This is a genomic window from Pseudonocardia parietis, from assembly GCF_017876315.1.
GTDB lineage: Bacteria > Actinomycetota > Actinomycetes > Mycobacteriales > Pseudonocardiaceae > Pseudonocardia > Pseudonocardia parietis.
In genome coordinates, this window is the sequence record NZ_JAGINU010000001.1 from 3,872,434 (window position 1) to 3,893,353 (window position 20,920).

Annotated in this window: 20 protein-coding genes; 7 read left to right on the top strand and 13 right to left on the bottom strand. The window is 73.8% G+C overall.

Features of this window, described 5'->3' with window-relative positions; translation table 11 throughout:
• Nucleotides 1-22 precede the first annotated feature (22 nt).
• Nucleotides 23-652 carry a PadR family transcriptional regulator gene (locus JOF36_RS18375; protein ID WP_210028224.1) on the bottom strand — a complete coding sequence of 210 codons (630 nt, stop codon included), beginning with the start codon at nt 650-652 and terminating at the stop codon, nt 23-25.
• 77 nt (nt 653-729) lie between these two features.
• Between JOF36_RS18375 and JOF36_RS18380 the strand changes: the two genes are divergently transcribed.
• On the top strand, nt 730-945 hold the full coding sequence (locus JOF36_RS18380; protein ID WP_210028226.1) for a hypothetical protein: 216 nt from the start codon (nt 730-732) through the stop codon (nt 943-945).
• Between the two features lie 83 nt (nt 946-1,028).
• On the opposite strand, the gene JOF36_RS18385 is transcribed toward JOF36_RS18380, so the two are convergent.
• The 4 genes from JOF36_RS18385 to JOF36_RS18400 are packed head-to-tail and all read right to left on the bottom strand — an operon-like array spanning nt 1,029 to nt 4,253.
• Nucleotides 1,029-1,316, bottom strand: coding sequence for a muconolactone Delta-isomerase family protein (locus JOF36_RS18385; protein WP_245350896.1), 288 nt, complete (start codon nt 1,314-1,316; stop codon nt 1,029-1,031).
• Complete coding sequence (gene catA, locus JOF36_RS18390; protein WP_210028228.1) at nt 1,316-2,161, bottom strand: catechol 1,2-dioxygenase; 846 nt, start codon at nt 2,159-2,161, stop codon at nt 1,316-1,318. Before catA ends, JOF36_RS18385 begins: the two co-directional genes overlap by 1 nt.
• 29 nt (nt 2,162-2,190) lie before the next feature.
• Nucleotides 2,191-3,294, bottom strand: a complete 1,104-nt coding sequence (locus JOF36_RS18395) for a mandelate racemase/muconate lactonizing enzyme family protein (RefSeq protein WP_210028229.1) — start codon at nt 3,292-3,294, stop codon at nt 2,191-2,193.
• The gene (locus JOF36_RS18400) at nt 3,291-4,253 is read right to left on the bottom strand and encodes a LysR substrate-binding domain-containing protein (protein ID WP_245350897.1); all 963 of its coding nucleotides are present in this window, start codon (nt 4,251-4,253) and stop codon (nt 3,291-3,293) included. Before JOF36_RS18400 ends, JOF36_RS18395 begins: the two co-directional genes overlap by 4 nt.
• Nucleotides 4,254-4,460: 207 nt before the next feature.
• Between JOF36_RS18400 and benA the strand changes: the two genes are divergently transcribed.
• From benA to JOF36_RS18420, 4 genes are all read left to right on the top strand, one after another.
• Nucleotides 4,461-5,825, top strand: coding sequence for a benzoate 1,2-dioxygenase large subunit (gene benA, locus JOF36_RS18405; protein ID WP_210028230.1), 1,365 nt, complete (start codon nt 4,461-4,463; stop codon nt 5,823-5,825).
• Entirely contained in the window at nt 5,822-6,340 is a 519-nt protein-coding gene (benB, locus tag JOF36_RS18410) for a benzoate 1,2-dioxygenase small subunit (protein WP_210028231.1), read from the top strand. The genes benA and benB overlap by 4 nt, the downstream gene beginning before the upstream one ends.
• An 11-nt stretch (nt 6,341-6,351) precedes the next feature.
• Entirely contained in the window at nt 6,352-9,165 is a 2,814-nt protein-coding gene (gene benC, locus JOF36_RS18415) for a benzoate 1,2-dioxygenase electron transfer component BenC (protein WP_210028232.1), read from the top strand.
• A 137-nt stretch (nt 9,166-9,302) separates the two neighbouring features.
• A complete protein-coding gene (locus JOF36_RS18420; protein ID WP_307862450.1) occupies nt 9,303-11,990 on the top strand; it encodes a helix-turn-helix transcriptional regulator in 2,688 nt (895 codons plus the stop codon).
• On the opposite strand, the gene JOF36_RS18425 is transcribed toward JOF36_RS18420, so the two are convergent.
• From JOF36_RS18425 to JOF36_RS18435, 3 genes are all read right to left on the bottom strand, one after another.
• On the bottom strand, nt 11,977-12,198 hold the full coding sequence (locus JOF36_RS18425; RefSeq protein WP_210028233.1) for a hypothetical protein: 222 nt from the start codon (nt 12,196-12,198) through the stop codon (nt 11,977-11,979). The two genes, JOF36_RS18420 and JOF36_RS18425, sit on opposite strands and share 14 nt — an antisense overlap.
• 113 nt (nt 12,199-12,311) lie before the next feature.
• The gene (locus JOF36_RS18430; protein WP_307862451.1) at nt 12,312-13,073 is read right to left on the bottom strand and encodes a PIG-L deacetylase family protein; all 762 of its coding nucleotides are present in this window, start codon (nt 13,071-13,073) and stop codon (nt 12,312-12,314) included.
• Between the two features lie 75 nt (nt 13,074-13,148).
• The gene (locus JOF36_RS18435) at nt 13,149-13,844 is read right to left on the bottom strand and encodes a DUF4190 domain-containing protein (protein ID WP_210028235.1); all 696 of its coding nucleotides are present in this window, start codon (nt 13,842-13,844) and stop codon (nt 13,149-13,151) included.
• A 187-nt stretch (nt 13,845-14,031) separates the two neighbouring features.
• On the opposite strand from JOF36_RS18435, the gene JOF36_RS18440 reads away from it, so the two are divergent.
• Entirely contained in the window at nt 14,032-14,880 is an 849-nt protein-coding gene (locus JOF36_RS18440) for a CBS domain-containing protein (protein ID WP_210028237.1), read from the top strand.
• A gap of 13 nt (nt 14,881-14,893) precedes the next feature.
• On the opposite strand, the gene JOF36_RS18445 is transcribed toward JOF36_RS18440, so the two are convergent.
• From JOF36_RS18445 to JOF36_RS18455, 3 genes are all read right to left on the bottom strand, one after another.
• Entirely contained in the window at nt 14,894-15,202 is a 309-nt protein-coding gene (locus JOF36_RS18445; protein ID WP_210028239.1) for a hypothetical protein, read from the bottom strand.
• Nucleotides 15,203-15,384: 182 nt separating this feature from the next.
• Nucleotides 15,385-17,052, bottom strand: coding sequence for an FAD-binding dehydrogenase (locus JOF36_RS18450; RefSeq protein WP_210028240.1), 1,668 nt, complete (start codon nt 17,050-17,052; stop codon nt 15,385-15,387).
• A gap of 240 nt (nt 17,053-17,292) precedes the next feature.
• Nucleotides 17,293-17,511 carry a hypothetical protein gene (locus tag JOF36_RS18455; RefSeq protein ID WP_210028241.1) on the bottom strand — a complete coding sequence of 73 codons (219 nt, stop codon included), beginning with the start codon at nt 17,509-17,511 and terminating at the stop codon, nt 17,293-17,295.
• A gap of 151 nt (nt 17,512-17,662) precedes the next feature.
• Between JOF36_RS18455 and JOF36_RS18460 the strand changes: the two genes are divergently transcribed.
• Nucleotides 17,663-18,340: a class II aldolase/adducin family protein gene (locus JOF36_RS18460; RefSeq protein ID WP_307862452.1), complete on the top strand. Its 678-nt coding sequence runs from the start codon at nt 17,663-17,665 to the stop codon at nt 18,338-18,340.
• Here JOF36_RS18460 and mtnA read toward each other — a convergent pair.
• Entirely contained in the window at nt 18,264-19,313 is a 1,050-nt protein-coding gene (gene mtnA / locus JOF36_RS18465) for an S-methyl-5-thioribose-1-phosphate isomerase (protein ID WP_210028242.1), read from the bottom strand. The genes JOF36_RS18460 and mtnA overlap by 77 nt on opposite strands.
• A gap of 61 nt (nt 19,314-19,374) precedes the next feature.
• Nucleotides 19,375-20,802, bottom strand: coding sequence for a PQQ-dependent sugar dehydrogenase (locus tag JOF36_RS18470; protein ID WP_210028243.1), 1,428 nt, complete (start codon nt 20,800-20,802; stop codon nt 19,375-19,377).
• Nucleotides 20,803-20,920 lie beyond the last annotated feature (118 nt).

Genomic DNA, 20,920 nt, shown 5'->3' on the forward strand with positions numbered 1-20,920 from the left:
CGCACGGCGGAAGCGACCGTGCTCAGCCGCGGCCGCCGGGATCGCGGTCGGCGATCAGCTGCAGCGCGTCGGCGTCGACGGGCAGCTCGGTCATCTCCTCGGGCCAGGCTCCGACGACCTCGCTGGCCCAGTCGGCCCACCGCTCGGTGGCCTCCGAGACCTCCGACAGGTAGCGGCCGACCAGGGTGTTGACGGCCAGGCGCTCCGGGAACGGCCCCCCGGCCAGGTGCTCGCGGGCGATCGCGGCGTCGAGGACCGCCTGCTCGCGGGCCCACGCCCTGGTCGCCGCGATGGTCGCCAGCAGGTCGTCGCGGGTGCCCTGGTCGGCGAGGAAGACCCGCAGCAGCTGCTCGGACTCCATCGCCGGCGGCGCGCTCGTGGTGCCCAGCCACGCGCCGAGCGCGTGCCGCCCCTCGGGGGTGATCGAGTAGACGGTGCGCCGGCGCCGGCCCTGGTAGTGGGTCTCGGCGCTCGCGTAGCCGAGCGCGACGAGCTTGCGCGGCTCCTCGTACAGCTTGCTGCTCGCACGCGGCCAGAACCGCGCGAGGCTGCGCCGGATCTGGTTCGTGAGCTCGTAGGTGCTCCACGGCTGGACCGCCAGCAGGCCCAGCGTCGCGTACGACGTCGTCGTCGGCGTCTGCCCTCGGGACATGATCGGAACCCTTCCATACTCCCCAAGGGAGTACTCCCCATGGGAGTATGTCACCGCAACGGGGAAAGGGGACGCCGATGCGTGAGGACGACGACGCGGGCTCGGGAGCCTTCGTGCTGGGCGGAGCGCTGGTCGCGGTCCTGCTCGCCGGCGCCGCACTGCTGCTGGCGGTGTCCCCGGCGCCGGCCGGGGGAGCCCCCGCCCGGGTGGAGCGGGCCGGGGTGTCGTCCGGCTGTGCCGGCGGCTCGGACGCCGCGATCCTGTTCGGTCTGGTCTGTGAGGACGGCGGCTGACACCCCGGGGGACCCGGCCCGACGACGACGACCGGGCCGCCCCGCGATGGTCGCGGAACGGCCCGGCCGGGAGATGTCGCGGATCAGGCCTTGATGTCCGACGGGTGCGTCGTGAGCGGCGTGACCTGCATGCTCATGTACGGGAACAGCGGCAGGCCCGAGAGGATCTCGTGCAGCTGCGCGTTGTCCCGCACCTCGAAGATCGACAGGTTGGCGTACTCGCCCACGCAGCGCCAGATGCTCACCCACTCCCCGGAGCGCTGCCACTCCTGGGAGAACGCCTTCTCCCGGGCGAGCAGGTCGGCCTTGACGTCGGAGTCCATGTCCGCCGGCAGGTCGACCACCATCCGGACGGCGAAACGCTCCGTCATCAGGCCGGGTCCAGCGCGAAGTCGTAGGTGACCTGCTCGCCCGTGCCGGACTCGGCCGGGACCGGGTGCAGGACCAGGTCCGGCTTGACCGCCTGGGCGACGTCGTCGCCGACGTACTCGCCACCCTCGAAGTAGAGCTGGCTGGTGATCAGCTGCTTGCCCGGCGCGGAGACCTTCAGGTGCAGGTGCGCGGGCCGCCACGGGTGCCAGCCGGCCGCCTCGATCAGGGCGCCGGTGGCGCCGTCGTGCGGGATCATGTACGGCGCCGGCTTGATCGTGTGGATCTTGAAGGTGCCGTCCGCGGCGGTCCGGCAGACCCCGCGCAGGTTCCACTCCGGGATGCCCGGGGCGAACTGGGAGTAGTAGCCGGCGTCGTCGGCCTGCCAGAAGTCGACCACGGCCCCGTCGATCGGCGTGCCGTCGAGGTCGGTCACGGTGCCCTGGAACAGGAACGGGGTGCCGGCCTCGTCGTCGCGCATCGGCAGGGTGCCCTCGCCGGTGAACTCCGGGCCGCCCGACACGTAGTAGGGGCCCTCGATGCTGCCCACGGCGCCCTTGCGGTCGGCGTTGGCCACGTCCTCGACGACGTGCTCGATGAACACGTCCAGGAACAGCGGCCACTCGCCGTCCTGACCCACGCGGATCAGCCACGCCTTGAGCGCGTCGTACTCGGCGTAGGTGAGCCGGTGGCGGCGGATGACGTCGTGCAGGGCGGACAGGGCGTCGCGGGCGACGGCGTCGACGCGCGCGGTGTCGACCGTGCCTGCGGCGTCGCGTGCCTTCTTCTGGAAGGTCTCGGTGGCGTTCCGGCCGGAGCCGGCTGCGGTGGCGGTCTCGCTGGTCATGGTCCTTCTCTCCGGTGGTGTGTCCTGCGTCAGCCGTCGGTGCGGTAGTGCGCGAGCTTGTCGGGGTCGATGGCGACACCGATCCCGGGCCCGGCGGGTACGCGCAGCTCCCCGCCGGTGATCTGGAGCGGCTCGGCGAGCAGGTCGTCGGCCATGTCCAGGAAGTTCGAGAGTTCCCCGGCGCGGGTGCTGGTATGCCGGTGGGCGGCGCCGAAGGCGACGCTGCAGGCGGTGCCGAGCTGGCCGTCGATCTGGTTGCCCATCACGACCTCGGCACCGAGGCCCTCGCAGAGGTGCAGCACCCGCTGCGAGCTGGTGAACCCGGTGCGGGCGGTCTTGATGCTGACCATCGTCGCGGCGCCGTCGAGCAGCTCCCGGGTCACCTCGCCGGGCCGGGTGGCCGACTCGTCGGCGACCGTCGGGATCGAGGTGCGGCCGGTCAGCCAGCGCCGCCCGAGCACCTGGTCGGCGGGGATGAGCTCCTCGGACATGGTGAGCCCGAGGTCGGCCATCTCGTCGAGCGCCCGCGCGGCCTCGGCCGTGTTCCAGCCGCGGTTGCCGTCCACGTAGAGCTCGACGTCCGGGCCGAGCGCCTCGCGCAGCGCCCGGCAGGCCCGGGTGTCCAGTGAGACGGGGTGCCGGCCCACCTTCACCTTGAAGGTGGTGACGCCGTGCTCGTCGCGCATCCGCTGCGCCTCGGCGACCATCACGTCGTCCGGCGCGAAGCCGACCATGTGGGCCACCCGCATCCGGTCGGTCCAGCCGCCGAGCAGCTCGGTGACCGGCACGCCGAGCCTGCGCCCGACCACGTCCCAGACGGCCATGTCGAGCGCGGCCTTCGCGGCCGGGTTGGCGATCGTGCGGTCCAGCACCGCGTGGATCTTCTCCCGGTCGAACACGGACAGCCCGATGAGCTCCGGGGCGAACACGGTGTCGATCACCGCGCGGATCGAGGCCTGCGTCTCGCCGTAGGTGTAGGGGCGGGGCGGGGCCTCCGCGATGCCGACGACGCCGTCCTCGGCGTGCACGCGGACCAGCACGTGGTCGGCGGTGTGCACCTCGCCGCTGGCGAAGCGCATCGGCTTGCGGTACGGGACGGCGAACGGGATCGCCTCGATCGCGACGATCTTCACTGCGGTCCTCCAGGGGTTGCGGAGACGGTGGCCGGGGCGGTGTCGGTGCTCGCTCCGCGGGTGCCGCGCGAGGTGTCGAGCTCGCGGGCGTGGTCGGCGAGGGTGTCGAGCAGCCGGACGAGTGCGGGTGAGCGGTCGTCGGTGCGCCATGCCAGGGCGAGGTCGACCCGCAGCTCCTCCTCCAGCTCGGTGTAGACGACGCCCTCGGTGCCGAGCGCGCGCACCGACTCGGGCAGCAGCGCGACACCCTCACCGGCGGCGACGTGGGTGAGCAGGATCGGGGTGGCGTGCGCCTCGGCGCGGCGGCGCGGCAGGAAGCCGGCGCCCAGGCAGCCCTGGGTGGCGACCGAGTCGACGACCGACCCGTCGGCGCCGTAGGCGACGAAGTCGTCGCCACGCAGCTCGGTGAGCGACACCGTGTCCCGCGCGGCCAGCCGGTGCCCGGCGGGCAGCGCCGCGACCAGGCGTTCCCGCACGACCGTGCGGGTGGACACGTCGGGGCGCACCACCGGTGGCCGGAGCACGGCGAGGTCGATCCGGCGCTTGTCGAGCGCGTCCTCCTGGGCCGCGGTGAGCAGGCCGGCCCGGAACCGCAGGGTCAGTGCCGGCATCCGGCGGGCGACCACCCGGGCGAGCCGGGGGAGCAGCTGGTAGGCGGCCAGGTCGGTGGCCCCCACGGTGACGACGCCGTCGGCGCCGGCCGCGACCCGCTCGACCCGCCGGCGGGCGTCGTCGATCGAGGCGAGGATCCGGTAGGCGTCCTCGAGCAGCGACGCGCCGGCGGGGCTCAGGTCGACCCGGCGGGTGGTGCGCTCGAACAGCGTCGCACCGACCTGGTTCTCCAGCTGGCGGATGGCCTGGGACAGCGGGGACTGGGCCATGTGCAGCCGTTCGGCGGCGCGCCCGAAGTGCCGGGTCTCGGCCACGGCGACGAAGTAGCGCAACTGGCGTAGATCCATTCGTGACACCTCCTCGTGACCGTCCGGCGAGATGAGATGAATCGTAATCCCGGGCGGCTCAGAGGCACAAAGACCGAGTACAGCCGAATCAAGACGTTCGGCATCTGGAACCACCCTGGGTCAGGACTGGGTACCTGCCCGGGGCGCCCGGCACCCCGGGAGGTGCAGCGTGGAGCACATTCCCGGACCCCTATCAGGAGGACGTCGATGACCGCCGTCGCACACTCCGCGCATGTTCGCCGCGTGCTGGACGCCGCCGTCGTGGATGACCCGGAGGCGGGCGTCTACCGCGCCAACCGCCGGATCTTCACCGACGAGGAGCTCTTCGAGCTCGAGATGAAGCACATCTTCGAGGGCAACTGGGTCTACCTGGCCCACACCAGCCAGCTCCCGAACCCCGGCGACTACATCACCACCTACATCGGCCGGCAGCCGGTGATGATCACCCGTGACAAGCAGGGCGAGCTGCACTGCATGATCAACGCGTGTGCGCACCGCGGGTCGATGCTGTGCCGCCGCAAGACCGACAACCGGATGACCCTCACCTGCCCGTTCCACGGCTGGACGTTCCGCAACGACGGGACGCTGCTGAAGGTGAAGGACCCGGACGGCGCCGGCTACCCGGACAACTTCGCCAAGGACGGCTCGCACGACCTGACGAAGGTCGCCCGGTTCGACGAGTACCGCGGCTTCCTGTTCGGATCGCTCAACCCGGACGTGCTGAGCCTGTCCGAGCACCTCGGTGACACGACCAAGGTCATCGACATGCTCGTCGACCAGTCGCCGGAGGGCCTGGAGGTGCTGCGCGGCTCCTCGACCTACACCTACGACGGCAACTGGAAGGTGCAGGCCGAGAACGGCGCCGACGGCTACCACGTCTCCTCGCTGCACTGGAACTACGCGGCGACGACGTCGCGGCGCGGCTCCGGCGAGTCGAAGAACGACACGAAGGCGCTCGACGCGGGCGGCTGGGGCAAGAGCGGTGGCGGCTACTGGTCCTACCCCAACGGCCACCTCTGCCTGTGGACCTGGGCGGCGAACCCGCAGGACCGCCCGCTCTGGAGCGAGCTGGACTCGCTCAAGGAGCAGTTCGGCGAGGCCAAGGGCGAGTTCATGGTCAAGGGCTCGCGGAACCTGTGCCTCTACCCGAACGTCTACCTGATGGACCAGTTCTCCACCCAGATCCGGCACTTCCGGCCGATCGCGCCGAACAAGACCGAGGTGACGATCCACTGCATCGCGCCCAAGGGGGAGAGCGACGCCGCCCGGGCGCACCGGATCCGCCAGTACGAGGACTTCTTCAACGCCTCGGGCATGGCCACCCCGGACGACCTCGAGGAGTTCCGGGCCTGCCAGCTCACCTTCGAGGCCACCGCCGCCCCGTGGAACGACATGTCCCGCGGCGCGAAGCACTGGCTGACCGGTCCCGACGAGGTCGCGAAGGCCCTCGACATGGACGACGTCATCTCCGCAGGCCTCAAGAACGAGGACGAGGGCCTCTACCCGGTCCAGCACGGCTACTGGCGCGACGTGATGCGGGCCGCCATCGAGAAGGAGGAGGCAGGCGCGTGACCAGCACCGAGCAGCGTTCGTCCACGCTGATCACCCAGAACCTGATCGAGCAGTTCCTCTACCGCGAGGCCCGCTATCTCGACGACCGCGAGTTCGAGAAGTGGCTCGAGTGCTACGCCGACGACGTCGTCTACTGGATGCCGGCGTGGGACGACACCGACCGGCTCACCGAGGACCCGCAGCGCGAGATCTCGCTGATCTACTACGGCAACAAGGGCGGGCTACAGGACCGGGTGTTCCGGATCCGCACCGAGCGGTCGTCCGCGACGTCGCTGCCCGAGCCGCGGACCAGTCACAACATCTCCAACGTCGAGGTCATCGAGCGCCGCGGCGACCTGGTCGACGTCCGGTTCAACTGGCACACCATGTACTTCCGGTACAAGACGATCGACCCGTACTACGGCACGTCGTTCTACACGATCGACTTCTCCGGCGAGTCGCCGCTGATCCGGCGCAAGATCGTCGTGCTCAAGAACGACTACATCCATCACGTGGTCGACATCTACCACTTCTGAGGAGGCCGGCCATGGCAGCGTCGCCTGCCGCACACACGGTGGCTGCATCGACCGCCACGCACACGGTGGCTGCGTCGACGGCCACGCACAAGGTGGCGCTGGCCTTCGAGGACGGCGTCACCCGCTTCGTCAACTGCCGGGAGGACCAGTCGGTCGCCGACGCGTCCTACCGGTCCCGGATCAACATCCCCGTCGACTGCTCGGACGGCGCCTGCGGTACCTGCAAGGCGTTCTGCGAGTCCGGCGACTACGAGGGCGGTTCCTACATCGAGGACGCCCTGTCCGACGACGAGGCGGCGGAGGGGTACCTGCTCGCCTGCCAGGCGAAGCCGCGATCGGACATGGTCGTGCAGATCCCGACGACCTCGGCGGTCGCGAAGACCGCCGCCGCCACCCACCGCGGCCGGGTCACCGGGCTCGACCGGCTCTCGCCGACGACGGTGCGCCTCGCCGTGGAGATCGACGAGCGCGACAAGCTGGCGTTCCTGCCCGGGCAGTACGTCAACATCGCCGTCCCGGGGACGGACCTCACCCGGTCGTACTCGTTCTCCTCCGCCCCGGACGACGACGAGCTGAGTTTCCTGATCAAACTCACCCCGGGCGGGGCCATGTCCGAGTGGCTGGACGGCCGGGCCGGGGTCGGCGACGAGGTGACGTTCACCGGCCCGCACGGCAGCTTCTTCCTGCGCGAGTCGGACAACCCGCTGCTGCTGCTGGCCGGCGGGACCGGGCTCGCACCGATCCTGTCGATCATGCGGACGCTGCGTGCCCAGGGCAGCGGGCGCCCGGCACACCTGGTGTACGGCGCGAGCACCGACGACGACGTCGTCGAGCTGGAGACCGTGCGCGAGCTGGCCGGCGAGATCGGCCTGAGCTGGGACTACTGTGTCGCCGATCCCGCGACGTCGGCACCGAACCAGGGCTACGTGACGTCGCTGTTCGGGGCGGAGCACCTGCACGACGGCACGGGCGCGGTGTACCTGTGCGGGCCGCCGGCGATGGTCGAGGCCGTGCGCGGTGACCTGCGCCGGCGCGAGCTCGACCCGAGCGGCTTCTACTACGAGAAGTTCGCCCTCGCCGCGGTGCCGGACACCGGTGCGGGCGCCGGCGACCCGGGGGAGGGGGCGGAGCCCGAGCCGGGCGCCGTGACCCCGCAGATCTCCTCGGAGTCCGTCGACGAGCAGACCGAGGCGCCGCAGGCACCACAGGTCCCGCAGCCTGCCGCCGCCCGTGTCGCGGACGTGCCGGACGCGGACGACCTGCTCACCCTGGGCGGTCGTGAGGGCCGCGCGGTCCTCGGGCAGCCGCTGACCCGGTTCGGCGACCCGGAACCGCTGCACGCCGCCGGCGACCCGTCGTCGGTCGGCGGGAGCGATCCGGAGCGCGGGATCCTCGGCCGGCGGGTGTGGGAGCCGTTCAGCGACGCCCCGGTGTCGGACCTGGACGAGTCCGACGACCTGCTCGTCGCGCCCGAGGGCGCCCGCGCGGTCCAGTCCATGCCGGTCCTGCCGCACTCGGACATCGACCCGCTGATCGCTCCGCCGGCCGCCACGGTGTCCGACGACGGCTACGAGATCGGCGAGGAGCACCCGGACATCCACTCCTCGGACGCGATCTTCGACGCCCGGCACGCGCTGGAGCTCGGTGCGCTGGAGCTGGTGCTCGGCAAGCTGTCGTCGCGGGACATCGCGGGCTACCGGCTGCTCGCCGAGGCGACCGTGCCCTACGTGGACCGCGAGGCCCAGCGGTTCACCGACGCGGAGGCCTACACCGAGACCAACGCCGCGTTCCACGACTACCTGTTCACCCGTACCGGCAACGCCCACCTGCTGCGCGCCTACCAGGCGCTCGGGGTCAAGGGGGCGATGGAGGAGACGCTGCGCACGGCGGTCTGGTGTCACCCGGACTGCGCGCAGGACCACCTCGACATCGTCGACGCGATCGAGGCGGGTGACCGCGGGCGGGCCCGGGAGCTGATCAGCTCGCACGCGGAGAACGCCAAGGCCACCATGCGCCGGGCCATGAACGACGCGGTCCGGACGCGGCGGCCCCGGTTCGTCACCCCCGGCCGGTTCGACGGCCTGGTCGTGCTGGTCACCGGGGCGGCCCAGGGGATCGGTGAGGCGGTCGCCCGCCGGATCGGGGCCGAGGGCGGCAGGCTACTGCTCGCCGACCGGTCCGACCAGGTCAAGGGGGTCGCCGACGACCTGGCGGCCGAGGCCGTGACCGCCGACCTGGAGCACTGGGACGGCGCCGAGTCGGTCGTCGCCGCGGCACTGGAGCGCTACGGCCGGATCGACGTCGCGATCCACACCGTCGGCGGCACGATCTGGGCGAAGCCCTTCGCGCACTACCCGCCCGAACAGATCCGTGCCGAGATCGACCGGTCGCTCATGCCGACGCTGTGGTGCTGCCGCGCCGTCGCGCCGCACATGGTCGAACGGGGGTCGGGGACGATCCTCAACGTCTCCTCGGTCGCCACCCGCGGGCTCAACCGGGTCCCGTACGCGGCGGCCAAGGGCGGCGTCAACGCGATCACCTCGGCGCTGGCGATGGAGCTCGCCCCGGACGGGGTCCGGGTACTGGCCACCGCACCCGGTGGCACCGAGGCACCGCCACGGCGGATCGCCCGCGGGCCGGCACCGGACTCGGCGCAGGAGCAGGACTGGTACGCCACGGTCGTCGAGCAGACGACCGAGTCCTCGCTGCTCAAGCGGTACGGGACGCTCGACGAGCAGGCCGCGGCGATCACGTTCCTGGCCTCACCGGAGGCCTCCTACATCACCGGCACCGTCCTCCCGGTCGCCGGCGGCGACCAAGGCTGACCCGGCCGAGGTCCGGAACGAGAGGCACCCCCGGGGCACACGATGCCCCGGGGGTGCTCCTCTGTCGGCTCGGTCGCCCTGTCGGGCAGGGACGCGGCTCCCGCCGGGGTGGCACGGCGCCGGGTACGGTGCCGGGTGTGGGTGACGACCCCGCCGACGTGCGGGCCGCCGGGCTCGCCGGGCGGGCGGACGAGGTGGTGCGGCTGCGCGCCCTGCTGAGCGGCACCGGCCCGCGTTCGGGGCTGGTCACCGGACCGCCGGGGATCGGGGTGTCCGCGCTCGTCGACGCCGTCGCCGCCGGGTACGACGGACCGGTGCACCGGGCCCGCGGGGCGTCCTGGGAGGCGGACCGGGCGGGCGGGGTGCTGGCCCAGCTCGTCCCGGGGGTCGCGATCCCGCAGGACGACGCGTTCGCCGCGGCCGGCGCAGTCGCGGCCGCCTGCGCCCCCGGCGCGCGGACGCTGCTGCTCGTCGACGACGCCCACGACGCCGACCCGTGGTCGTTGCAGGTGCTCTCCACACTCGTCCACCACCACCCGGCGCTCGCGCTGACGGTCGTGCTGACCGCCCGCCCCGCCGACGGTGCCCCCGGCGTCGCGGACCTGCTCCGCGGGGTCGTCGCGACCACGATCGCGCTGCGCCCGCTCGACTCCCGCGCCGTCGCGGCCGTCGCCGCCGCCCGCGGCATCACGCTCGGCGCAGCGGCCGCGGAACGCCTCGCCCGGCACACGGCGGGCAGCCCGCGTCATGTCCTGGCCCTGCTCGACGAGCTGCCCGGCGAGGTGTGGGCGGATCCGCACGCCCGGCTGCCGGCGCCGCCCGAGGTCGCCGCGTCGGTCGTGCACCGGCGGGCCGCGCTGTCCGGCCCGGCCCGGGCGCTGCTCGACGTGGTCGCGGTCCTGGACCGGCCCGGTGAGGCGGACGAGATCGGAGCGGTGACCGGGGAACCGGATCGAGTGCTCGCGGCGCTGGCCGAGGCCGCGCGGTCCGGGCTCGTCGCGCGGGCCGGCAGCCGCTGGGGCCCCGCCGCCGTCCCGGCCGACCCGATGGTGCGTGCGGCCGTGCTCGACGAGCTCGGCCCGGACGTCGTCGCCGTGCTGCGCCGCCGCGCCGGCGAGGTCGTCGACGACCCCACGCGGCGGCTGACGCTGCTGGCCGGCGCCGTGGCCGGCCGGGACGACGCGCTCGCGGCCGAGATCGACAACCGGGCCGCCGAGGAGGCCGCCGGTGGTGCGTGGAGCACGGTCGCCACGCTGCTGACCGAGGCGTCCCGGCTCACCAGCGACCGGCGGCTGCGCGAGGAACGACTGGTCCGGGCGGTGGACGCGCTCGTCGGGGCGGGGGAGTGCCGGTCGGCCGAGGCCCTCGTCCCGGTCGTCGAGGCCACCCGGGAGACACCGCTGCGCGGCGCCGTGCTCGGGTATCTCGCCGTGCTGCTCGGCCAGGCGGGCGAGGCGGCGGCCCGGCTGGGCAGCGCGTGGGAACAGGCCGGGGCGGGCGAGACCGACCGGGCATCGGCGGCGCTGGTCGCGCAGCGCTACGTGCTGCACGCCCTGGCCCGTGGGCGCGGCGACGAGCTCGTGACCTGGGCGGACCGCACGATCGCGCTGGCCGGTGCGGACACCCCGCCCGGGGTCGAGGCCGCGGCGATCCGGGGTCTCGGGCTGTCCGCGGCCGGCCATCCGGAGCAGGCCAGGGCCGCGTACGTGGCGGTGTCCGAGCAGGTCCGGCGCGGGGCCCAGGTCCAGCGGGTCACGATGGGCCGCGGCTGGCTGCACCTGCTGCAGGACGATCTCGACCGGGCCCGGACCGACCTGGAGAGCGCCGTCCCGACCACGGTGCTCGGCGGCTCCGCGCGGATCTCGCTGTGGGCACTGGCGTGGCTGACACGCACCCGGTTCCTCGCCGGTGACTGGGACGGCGCGCTGCGCGCCGCCGAGCAGGGCCGCTCGCTGGCCGCGCGCAGCGGGATGGCACTGGTGGCGCCACTGCTGGAGTGGACCGCCGCACAGGTGCACGCGCTGCGGGACGAGCCGGAGCTCGCCGAGCGCGCGGCGCTCGCCGCGGAGGCGGGTGGGTCGGAGTACGAGGTCGCACGGGTCCCGGCGCTGCTGGCCCGCGCGCACGTGGCCGAGGCCCGGGCCGACTACCCGGCGGCGCTGCGGGCCCTCGAGCCGCTGCGGACGGCCGGCGGGAGCACCGCCGAGCCGGGCTGGTGGCCGTGGACCGACGTGTACGCCAATGCGCTCGTGATGACCGGCGAGCTCGATGCCGCCGAGGAGTTCCTCGACCCGCACGAGCGGCTGGCGGCCCGGCGCGGGCACCGGTCCTCGATCGCCCGGCTCGGGTACGCCCGCGGCAGGCTGCTCGGCGCCCGCGGCGACCACGAGGCCGCCCGGTCGGCGTTCGAGCAGGCGCTGCGGGTGGCCGACCGGCTCCCGCACCGCTACGACCGGGCCCGGGTGCGGTTCGCGTTCGGCCAGACCCTGCGCCGGGCCGGGAAACGGCGCGACGCCGACGCGGTGCTCTCCGCGGCCCGGGAGATGTTCGCGGGGCTCGGCGCGACCGTCTACGTCCGCCGCTGCGACCGGGAGCTCAAGGCGGGCGGGGTGCACGCGGGAGCCCGCGGGGACCGGACGGCGACCGAGCTGACCCCGCAGGAACGCGCGGTCGCCGACCTGGTGACGCAGGGCCGGACCAACCGGGAGACCGCGGCGGAGCTACAGGTGTCGATCAAGACGATCCAGTACCACCTGACCCGGATCTACACCAAGGTCGGCGTCCGGTCCCGGGCGGAGCTCGCGGTGCGGCTCAGCGGGGGGTGACGGCGACGCGGCCGGCGACGGCCCGGCGGTGGTGCAGCACGACCAGCGGGCGGACCGAGAAGGCGGCGGCGGCGAGCAGCAGGGTGACGCCGGCCGGAGCGGTGGCCACCGAGACGATCGTGGCGGCGGCGAGCAGCACCATCAGCAGGCCGGTCAACGCGACCGTGCGAGCGGAGACCGGACGCTGCGGCGGGGCGGCGCGGAACATGGTGACCACCTCAGGGACGACATCTGCCGTACATCTCCCGAACACCCGAGTTCGGTACGGCTAACTCTACTCCTCGTCGCGCCTGTGGAGAAGCGGGTCCTCGTGCTTCGCACTCAGCGGGTGTCGAGCGCCCGGAAGGACTCGACCAGCGTGCCGGACGGGAACCCCGCCTGCCTCGCCTGTGATCCGGCCCAGCGCCCGATCATGTCCTCGAGATCGGTCATGTGGGCGGTCTGGCTCTCGTGTGCCCGCAGCGCCGCGATCTTGCGGTCGAACGTGCCGGTGATGTCGACGTGGCGTGCCGAGGTGGGGTCGTGCTCGGTGGCGGCACCGATCACCCAGACCTCGCCCGCGGTGTGCGCCTCGAAACCCTCCTCGACCAGCTCCGGGAACGCGTACGGGTTGCGGGCGTCGGGGTAGACCGCGCACAGCGCGGCCTCACCGGCGGCGATGTGGTCGGGATGGCTGCCGTACATGCTGGCGAGGTCGCGGACCGGCTGGTGCACGAGGACACGGTCCGGGCGCACCTGCCGGATCACCCGGGCCAGGTCACGGCGCAGCTCCAGGGTGACCATCAGGCGCCCGTCCGGGTACCCGAGGAACACGAGGTCCTCGACACCGACCTCGGCCGCGGCCCGGCGCTGCTCGGTCTGCCGGATCCCGGCGATCTCCGAGCGCGGGACCGCCGGGTCGAACCCGCCGGCATCGCCGTCGGTCACCAGGCAGTAGGTGACGGCGACGCCGGCGTCGGCCCAGACGGCGACCGTGCCGCTGCAGGAGAAGTCGATGTCGTCGGGATGGGCCGCGATCACCAGGGCCCGCTCGATCCGGGCGTGGCTGCGGTCGTCGCTCGCGGTGCGCTCCTCGTCGGTCACCCGCTCATGATCGCTGCACCCGGCGGCGCGACCCCATCCGGGGAGGCCGGCCCGTCCGTTGCGGGAGCCGGTCGCTCAGCCGCCGCCGAGCCGGTCGCTCTCCTGCTGCAACCGGTCCTCGAACTCGGACTGGCACTGCTCCATCGCGCTCTGGTCGCCCACGGACCGCTGCAGGCAGTCGTAGAACTCGGGTCCGCCGACGGCGGAGAAGAAGCTCCAGGCGATGAGGACCACCGCGATCGTGCCGAGCACGCTCAGCACGCCGAGCACCAGACCGCCGATCGCGACGCCCCGGTTGGTCGCGACGCCCTTCGCGGCGCGGACCACGCCGATGATGCCGAGGGCGACCGCGAGGACGCCGAGGAGCCCGCCGATCAGCAGCCAGAAGGTGAGGATGGCGATGATGCCGAGGACCAGTGCGGTGATCCCGACGCCGTTGCGCGGTGGGCGGGGTGGCGGTCCGCCGGTGCCGTAGGCGGGGTAGCCGCGCGGGTCGTACGCGGGTCGGTCCGGGTAGCCGCCCGGGCCGTACGCCGGCGGCCGGTCGGGGTAGCCGCCGTACGCGCGGCCGTGCTGCTCGTACCAGGGCTGCTCGTGGCCCTGCTGCCCGCCGTAGGGCTGCTGCCCGAACTGTCGGGTGCTCTGCTCCGGGTACGCCTGCTGCCCGGGGTAGCCCTGCTGGTCCGGGTATCCCTGCTGGTTCGGATGCCCGGGCTGGTTCGGGTCCTGCTGGTCACCCGGCTGCCCCGGGTACGGCGGTGGGCTGCTCACGCTGGTCCTTCCCCCGAGGCCGTTCGTGCTGTCGTCGTCGATGATCCCGCTGCGGCCGCCGCGGGTCCAGGTCGTCCAAGATCCGCGTTCTGGGAGTACAGCGTTCGGGGTACGCACCCCACACTCCCGAGACGGTGATCATGGTCGGGTACCGACGCCGTGGCGGCGGCGCCGATACGGTCGGGACATGGTGCTGCGAGCGCGCGATGTCATGACCGAACGTGTCGTCACGGTCTGGGCGGACGCACCACTGAGCCGGGCGCAGGAACGGATGTCCGAGTCCCGGTTCTCCGCCCTCCCCGTGGTGGACCGCCGCTTCTCGCTGGTCGGGATCATCAGCCTGGTCGACCTGCTGCGGCACCGCGACGCTCCACACGCGACGGTCGGGGACGCGATGACCGAGCAGGTCCTCTCGGTGCTGCCCGCTACCAACGTGTCGATCATCGCGCACCGGATGCGGGTCTACGGCGAGCTCCGACTGGTCCCGGTGGTCGACAAGGGCGTGCTGGTCGGGGTGATCACGCGCAGCGACCTGCTCCGGCACCGGCACGCCGGCGGGATCGTCCGGCGCGCGGCGCGGCGGCTCGGCGGCAGCGTGCTGGCCGCGCCGCTGCCCGAGGCGATGACGCCGCGCGGTGCGGGCCGGGTCGGTCGCCGCCCGATCTCCTCGCTGCGGGTGGCCGACGCGATGACCGACGGCGGTCTGGTCGCGATCCCCCCGGCCCTCGCGCTCGAGGAGGCCGCCGAGGTGCTGCTGTCCTACCGGTTCACCGCCGTCCCGGTGGTGGACGACGACGACCGGCTGCTCGGCATCGTGTCCGAGGCCGACCTGATGCACGGGTCGGTGGCGGGCGGGCGCCGGATGCGGGCCCGCACGGTGTCCGGGGTGATGACCCACGACGTCGAGGTGGTACATCCCGACGACCCGCTCGCCGACGCCGACCAGCTGCTGTCCCAGCGCGGGTTCCGGGTGGTCCCGGTGGTCGACGACGACGGTGTGCTGGTCGGCGTGATCAGCCGCAGCGACCTGTTCTGATCCGTGCCTCCTGTCAGCCGGCGGGTACCGCCGGTGCTGCTGGAGCAGCGGGTACCGCTGGAGCAGCTGGTGCCCGGACGGCGTCGCACTCCTGCGCGGCCTGGGCGACCAGCGCGGAGAAGGCGACCGGGTCCGCCAGTGCGTCCTGCGGCAGCGCGGCGAAGTCCAGGTTCTTCTGCAGGCAGGCGTACTGCGCGGCCTGGTCGGCGGGGCTCAACGGCGGTTCGGGCGGGGCGGGCTGGGCCGAGGCGGCACCGGCCGCGGCGAACCCGATCACGACCGTGACCGCGCCGGCGACGACGGTGCGCACGAGGTTGTTCACGATGCTCCTGCTTCCTGCGCCGGTCCGGCGCGGTGGGCGAACGGTCCCGCATCGCGAGGAGCCCGCTGCTCCCCGGCGTCCGCGGGGGCGCACCACCCGCGGTGACGGTGATCCTGCGCGCTCGCACGGGCGGCCGCGCGAGGATCGACCCGTCCGCGTGACACCTGTTCGGGCGGGTGTGCTCAGCCGCCCAGCGCGACCGACCGGCCCGCCTGCCGGCCGGAGAACAGGCAGCCGCCGAGGAACGTGCCCTCCAGCGCCCGGTACCCGTGCACCCCGCCGCCGCCGAACCCGGCGACCTCGCCCGCCGCCCACAGGCCCGGCACGGGGGCGCCGCCGGCGCCCAGCACCCGTCCGGCGAGGTCGGTCTGCAGCCCGCCGAGCGTCTTGCGGGTCAGCACGTGCAGCCGTACGGCGATCAGCGGCCCGGCCGCGGGATCGAGCAGCCGGTGCGGCGGCGCGGTGCGCGCGAGCTTCTCGCCGAGCGTGCGGCGGGCGTTGTGGATCGCCATGACCTGCAGGTCCTTGACGAAGGCGTTGTCCAGCTGCCGGTCGCGGGCGACGACCTGGCGGCGGATCACCTCGGAGTCCAGCTCGGGAGCCCCGCCGGTCAGCCGGTTCATCCCCACGACGAGCTCGTCGAGGGTGTCGGCGACGACGAAGTCGGCACCGCGCTGCAGGAACGCCTCCACCGGCGCGGCCGCGCCGGGCCGGACCCGGCCGAGCGTGGCCCGCACGTTCTTGCCGGTGACGTCCGGGTTCTGCTCGGACCCCGACAGCGCGAACTCCTTCTCGATGATCTTCTGGGTGAGCACGAACCAGGAGTGTTCGTGGCCGCCGGCCCGCAACGCGGCGAGCGTGCCGAGGGTGTCGAAGCCGGGGAAGTTCGGGGCGGGAAGCCGCCGCCCGGTCGCGTCCAGCCACAGCGAGGACGGCCCCGGGATGATCCGGATGCCGTGGTTCTCCCAGACCGGGGAGTGGTTCTGCACGCCCTCGGTGTAATGCCACATGCGATCGGAGTTGACGATCCGGCCGCCGGCGGCCCCGGTGATGGCGAGCATGCGGCCGTCGACGTGGGCGGGGACCCCGGAGACCATGTACGACGGCGGTGTCCCCAACCGCTGCGGCCACTGCTCGCGCACGAGGTCCTGGTCGCCGCCGATCCCGCCCGAGGTCACCAGCACCGCGCCCGCCCGCACGGTGAACTCGCCGGTCACGTCGCGGTTGGTCGCGGCGCCCCGCTCGGCGTGGTCCGGGGCGAGGACCGCGCCGTACACCCCGTCGACCACCCCGTCGGTGACGGTGAGCGCGTCCACCCGGTGCCGGAAGCGCAGCGTGATCCGCCCGGCCTCGGCGTGCGCGCGGACCCGGCGGACGAACGGCTCGAGGATCCCGGGCCCGGTGCCCCAGGTGAGGTGGAAACGGGGGACCGAGTTGCCGTGGCCGTCGGCGAGGTGCCCGCCGCGCTCGGCCCAGCCGACGACCGGCAGCCACCGGACGCCCTGCTCGTGCAGCCATGCGCGCTTCTCACCGGCCGCGAAGTGCACGTACGCGGTGGCCCACTGGCGGGCCCAGAAGTCCGCACCGGCCGGATCGTCGACCCCCCGGTCGAACGCCGCCGACCCGAGCCAGTCCGACAGCGCCAGGTCGGCCGAGTCCCGGATCCCGGTCCGCCGCTGCTCCGGGGTGTCCACGAGGAACAGTCCGCCCAGCGACCAGAACGCCTGGCCGCCCAGGTTCTGCCCGGGTTCCTGGTCCAACACGATCACCGAGCGTCCGGCGTCGGCGATCTCGGCGGCGGCGACCAGGCCGGCGAGCCCGGCCCCGACCACGACGGCATCGGCGTCCATGTGGGCAAGCCTAGTGAGCAGGAGTCAGTCCAGGTCCAGCACAGCTCTGAGCGCGCGGCCCACGGCCTCCTGCTCCTCGATGCCGATGTGCCCGACGACGTCGCCCAGCCGGCGCTTGTGCACACCTTCGATGCTCGGGATCAACGCCCACCCATGAGCTCCGGTCTTCACCGCGAGCAGAGCGCCAGGATCCTGGTCGACCACATGCAGCCCGAGGACGATGGGGGAGGCTGGCGGATGTCACTCACCAGCAGCAGCGATGCGCTCGGCTTCGGCGTCGTCGATGAAGGACGGGTGGGCGGTGTAGAAGGCGGCGAGCTGGTCGCCGGCCTGGCGCAGCTCGTCCTCCCGGACCAGGCGCGCCAGGTAGCCCGACGCGCCCCCTCGGTTCGTCGCTGCGCACGCTCGGACCCTGGCTGCGGTGCGTTCGTCGAACGAGACGCTCAGGCGCTCTGACATGTCCTGATGATACGGGCGTACGCAAGACGCTGCGCATCGAGGTGCATACTCGGCTGCACCCATTGACCGAGCCCGCGCGCTTCGCTGTCGCGGAAGGTCAGGCGTGCGTGGTTGTCGCGGCCGGGATCCACTCGCGGGCCATGATGGACCGGTGTCCACGCATCCTGATCACGACGCCGCCCGCGAGTCGCTGTGCACCTGGTCCCGCCGGATGGTGCGCGACGGCCTGGTGGTCGGGACGTCCGGCAATCTCTCGGTCCGCACCGGCGACATGATCGCCGTCACCCCGTCCGGAGTGGACTACGAGACGATGGCCCCCGGCGACGTCGTGCTGGTCGACGGTGCCGGGTCGGTGGTCGACGGGTCACGGGCGCCGACCAGCGAGCTCGCCCTGCACCTGGCCGCGCACGCCCGCCCGGGCACGGCCGCCGTCGTCCACACGCACTCACCTGCGGCGGTGGCGATGTCGCTGCTGCGCGACGACGTCCCGCCGGTGCACTACCAGATCGCGATGTTCGGCGGTTCGGTGCGCGTGGCCGGCTACGCGCCGTTCGGCAGCGACGAGCTCGTCGCCAACGCGATGGCGGCGCTGGGGGACGGGACCGCGGTCGTCATGGGCAACCACGGCACCCTCGTGCTCGGCGAGCAGCTCGGCGCGGCCTACGACGGTGCGCGGCAGCTCGAGTGGCTGTGCGATGTCTGGCTGCGCGCCCGTGCGGTCGGCGAGCCACGACTGCTGTCGCCGGAGCAGATCAGCGAGGCGCTGGCGCGGTTCGCGGCACAGAAGCAGAAGGTGCGGGCGACGGCGCCCAGGCCCGGGACTCGGTGACGATCGCGGTCACCAGGTCGGCCGGGGTGACGTCGAAGGCCGGGTTGTAGACCGGCGTCCCGGGCACGGTCATCAGCGTGCCGGCGTGCTCGCGCACCTCGTCGGCGCCGCGCTCCTCGACGACGATGTCCGCCCCGGTCGGTGTCCGCGGGTCGATCGTCTCCTCGGGCGCGACGATCACGAACGGGATCCCGGAGCGGGCCGCGGCACAGGCCAGCATGTAGGTGCCGATCTTGTTGGCGACGTCGCCGTTCGCGGCGATCCGGTCGGCGCCCGCGAGCACGACGTCGACGAGGCCGTTCGCGATCGCGGCCGGGCCGGCGGAGTCCACGCACAACCGGTGCGGCACCCCGGCGCGGGCGAGCTCCCACACGGTCAGCCGGGCACCCTGCAGCAGCGGCCGGGTCTCGCAGGCGAGGACCTCCGCGAGCGCCCCGCGCTCGTGCAACCCGACGATCGCGCCGAGCGCGGTGCCGACGGCGCCGGTGGCGAGCGGGCCGGTGTTGCAGACGGTCAGGGCACGCAGCGGCCGCCCCGGGCAGAGCCGGAGGATCTCGTCCGCGGCCCGGTCGGTCGCGGCCGCGTGCACCGCGGCGGCCTCGGCGGCGACCGCGCGGGCCTCGGCGAGCACGGCCGCGGGGCCCCCGTCCAGCGCGGTCAGTGCCCGCCGGACACCGAGCGACAGCGGGACCGCGGTGGGTCGCGCGGTGGCGATCCGCTCGGCGTCGGCCCGGACCGCGTCGACCGCGTCCGGGGAGGTCGTGCCGTGCCGGTGCGCGGCGAGGGCGACACCGTAGGCGCCGGTGATGCCCAGGCTCGGCGCGCCCCGCACGGCGAGCGACCGGACGGCGTCGATCAGGTCGTCGACCGTGCGCAGGTGCAGGTGGACGGTGCGGTGCGGCAGCGCCCGCTGGTCGATCAGGACGACGGCGGGCCCGCCGTCGGACTCGTCGGCCCAGTCCACGATCCGCATCGGTCACCCTCCCGGCCGGGGTCGTCGCACCGGCGCCCGGGCGACGGTACCCGGGGCGTGGTCAGCTGGGCGGTGCCAGCCGGTAGACCGCGCCGGCGTCGTCGTCGGTGATGTAGACGGCGCCGTCGGACCCGGTGACCGCGGTGACCGGGCGCCCCCAGCGGGCCCCCGACGGGTCCTGGAACCCGCCGACCAGGGTCTGCTGCGGCCCCAGCGTCCCGTCGGTGTAGGGGAAGAACGCCACCTCGGGGGCCACCGGCGGGTCCGCGTTCCACGACCCGTGCACCCCGGCGAGCGCACCGGTCGCATACGGCGCGGGCAGCGTGCCGGAGGTGAACGAGAGGCCGAGCGGCGCGGAGTGCGCCGGGAAGGTCTGCTCCATCGGTGCCAGTGTCGTGCAGTCGAGTTCCCGGCCGCCCGGGTTCAGTTCGGCGTCGGCGACCAGCGGAACGTCCGTGAGGTCCTGCAGGCTGCCCGGCACGCCGGGCTCGGTGTCCGCGTCCGGGTTGCAGTAGGGCCAGCCCAGGTTGCGCCCGGGCGTCAGCTTCGCGAGCGGTTCGGCCGGGTGCGCGGTGACGTACTGGTTGATCACCTCGCCGAACGACGAGTCCGGTGCGTCCCCGTACGGCCGGTCGTAGGGGTAGGGCACGTTGTCCCGGCCGTTCACCGCGGACCAGACGGCGCCGTCCGGTGCGACGGCGAGCCCGGTCCCGTTCCGCACCCCGACCGCGAAGGGCTCGGCGGGCCCGCCGCCCGGCGGCACCCGCAGGATCGACGCCCGCGGCGGCGTCGCGGATAGGTCCTCGACCGAGATGTTGCCGGTGGACCCGATCGAGACGTAGACGGCGCCGTCCGGCCCGGCGGCGACCGACTTGAGCTGGTGGCCGTAGGCGCCGCGCAGGTCGGGGCTGTCGGCGTCCGGCAGGCCGTCCGCGACGACCCGGGCGCCGGTGGCGGCACCGTTCGCGTAGCGGTGGCTCGTGACCCGGTTCGACTCGGCGACGTAGAGGGTGCCGCCGTCCGGGGAGAACGCCAGGCCGTGCGGCCGGGTGAGTCCCTCGAGCAGCGGCCGCTGCTCGCCGGTGGGGGACAGGATCACGACCCGCCCGTCGTCCGGGACGGAGACGAGCAGGTTCCCGTCCGGCGTCCACGCGGCCAGCCGGGCGCCGGGGACGCGGGCGAACACAGACAGGGTCCATCCCGCCGGCACCAGAGCCTCCCGCGGCTGGTCGAACGGCGCGGCGTCGAGGCCCGGCGGGACCGCCACGGGGGCCGGTGCCAGATCGGCCGCCGCGGCTGCGACCGGGGCCTCGTTCCCGGACACCACGTTCGTCACCGGGTTGGGCCCCAGCCCGCACGCCGCCACCAGCGGCAGGCAGGCGAGCGCGGCGAGCACCGGGCGGGCCCGGCGCCGTACCCGCGACGGAGCGGCCGGAGGGCGGCCGGGCGGCCCGGCGTGCCCGGTGCGACGGTACGGGGCGATCCGCATGGGACGGACATTACGGGCGGGCCGGTCGCACCGCGCGCCGGCGACGCGCGGGCACGGCGCTCGGCTCGCCGGGTCGGCGACGGCACTAGGATCCGGCGCAGCAGGACCGACATCGACC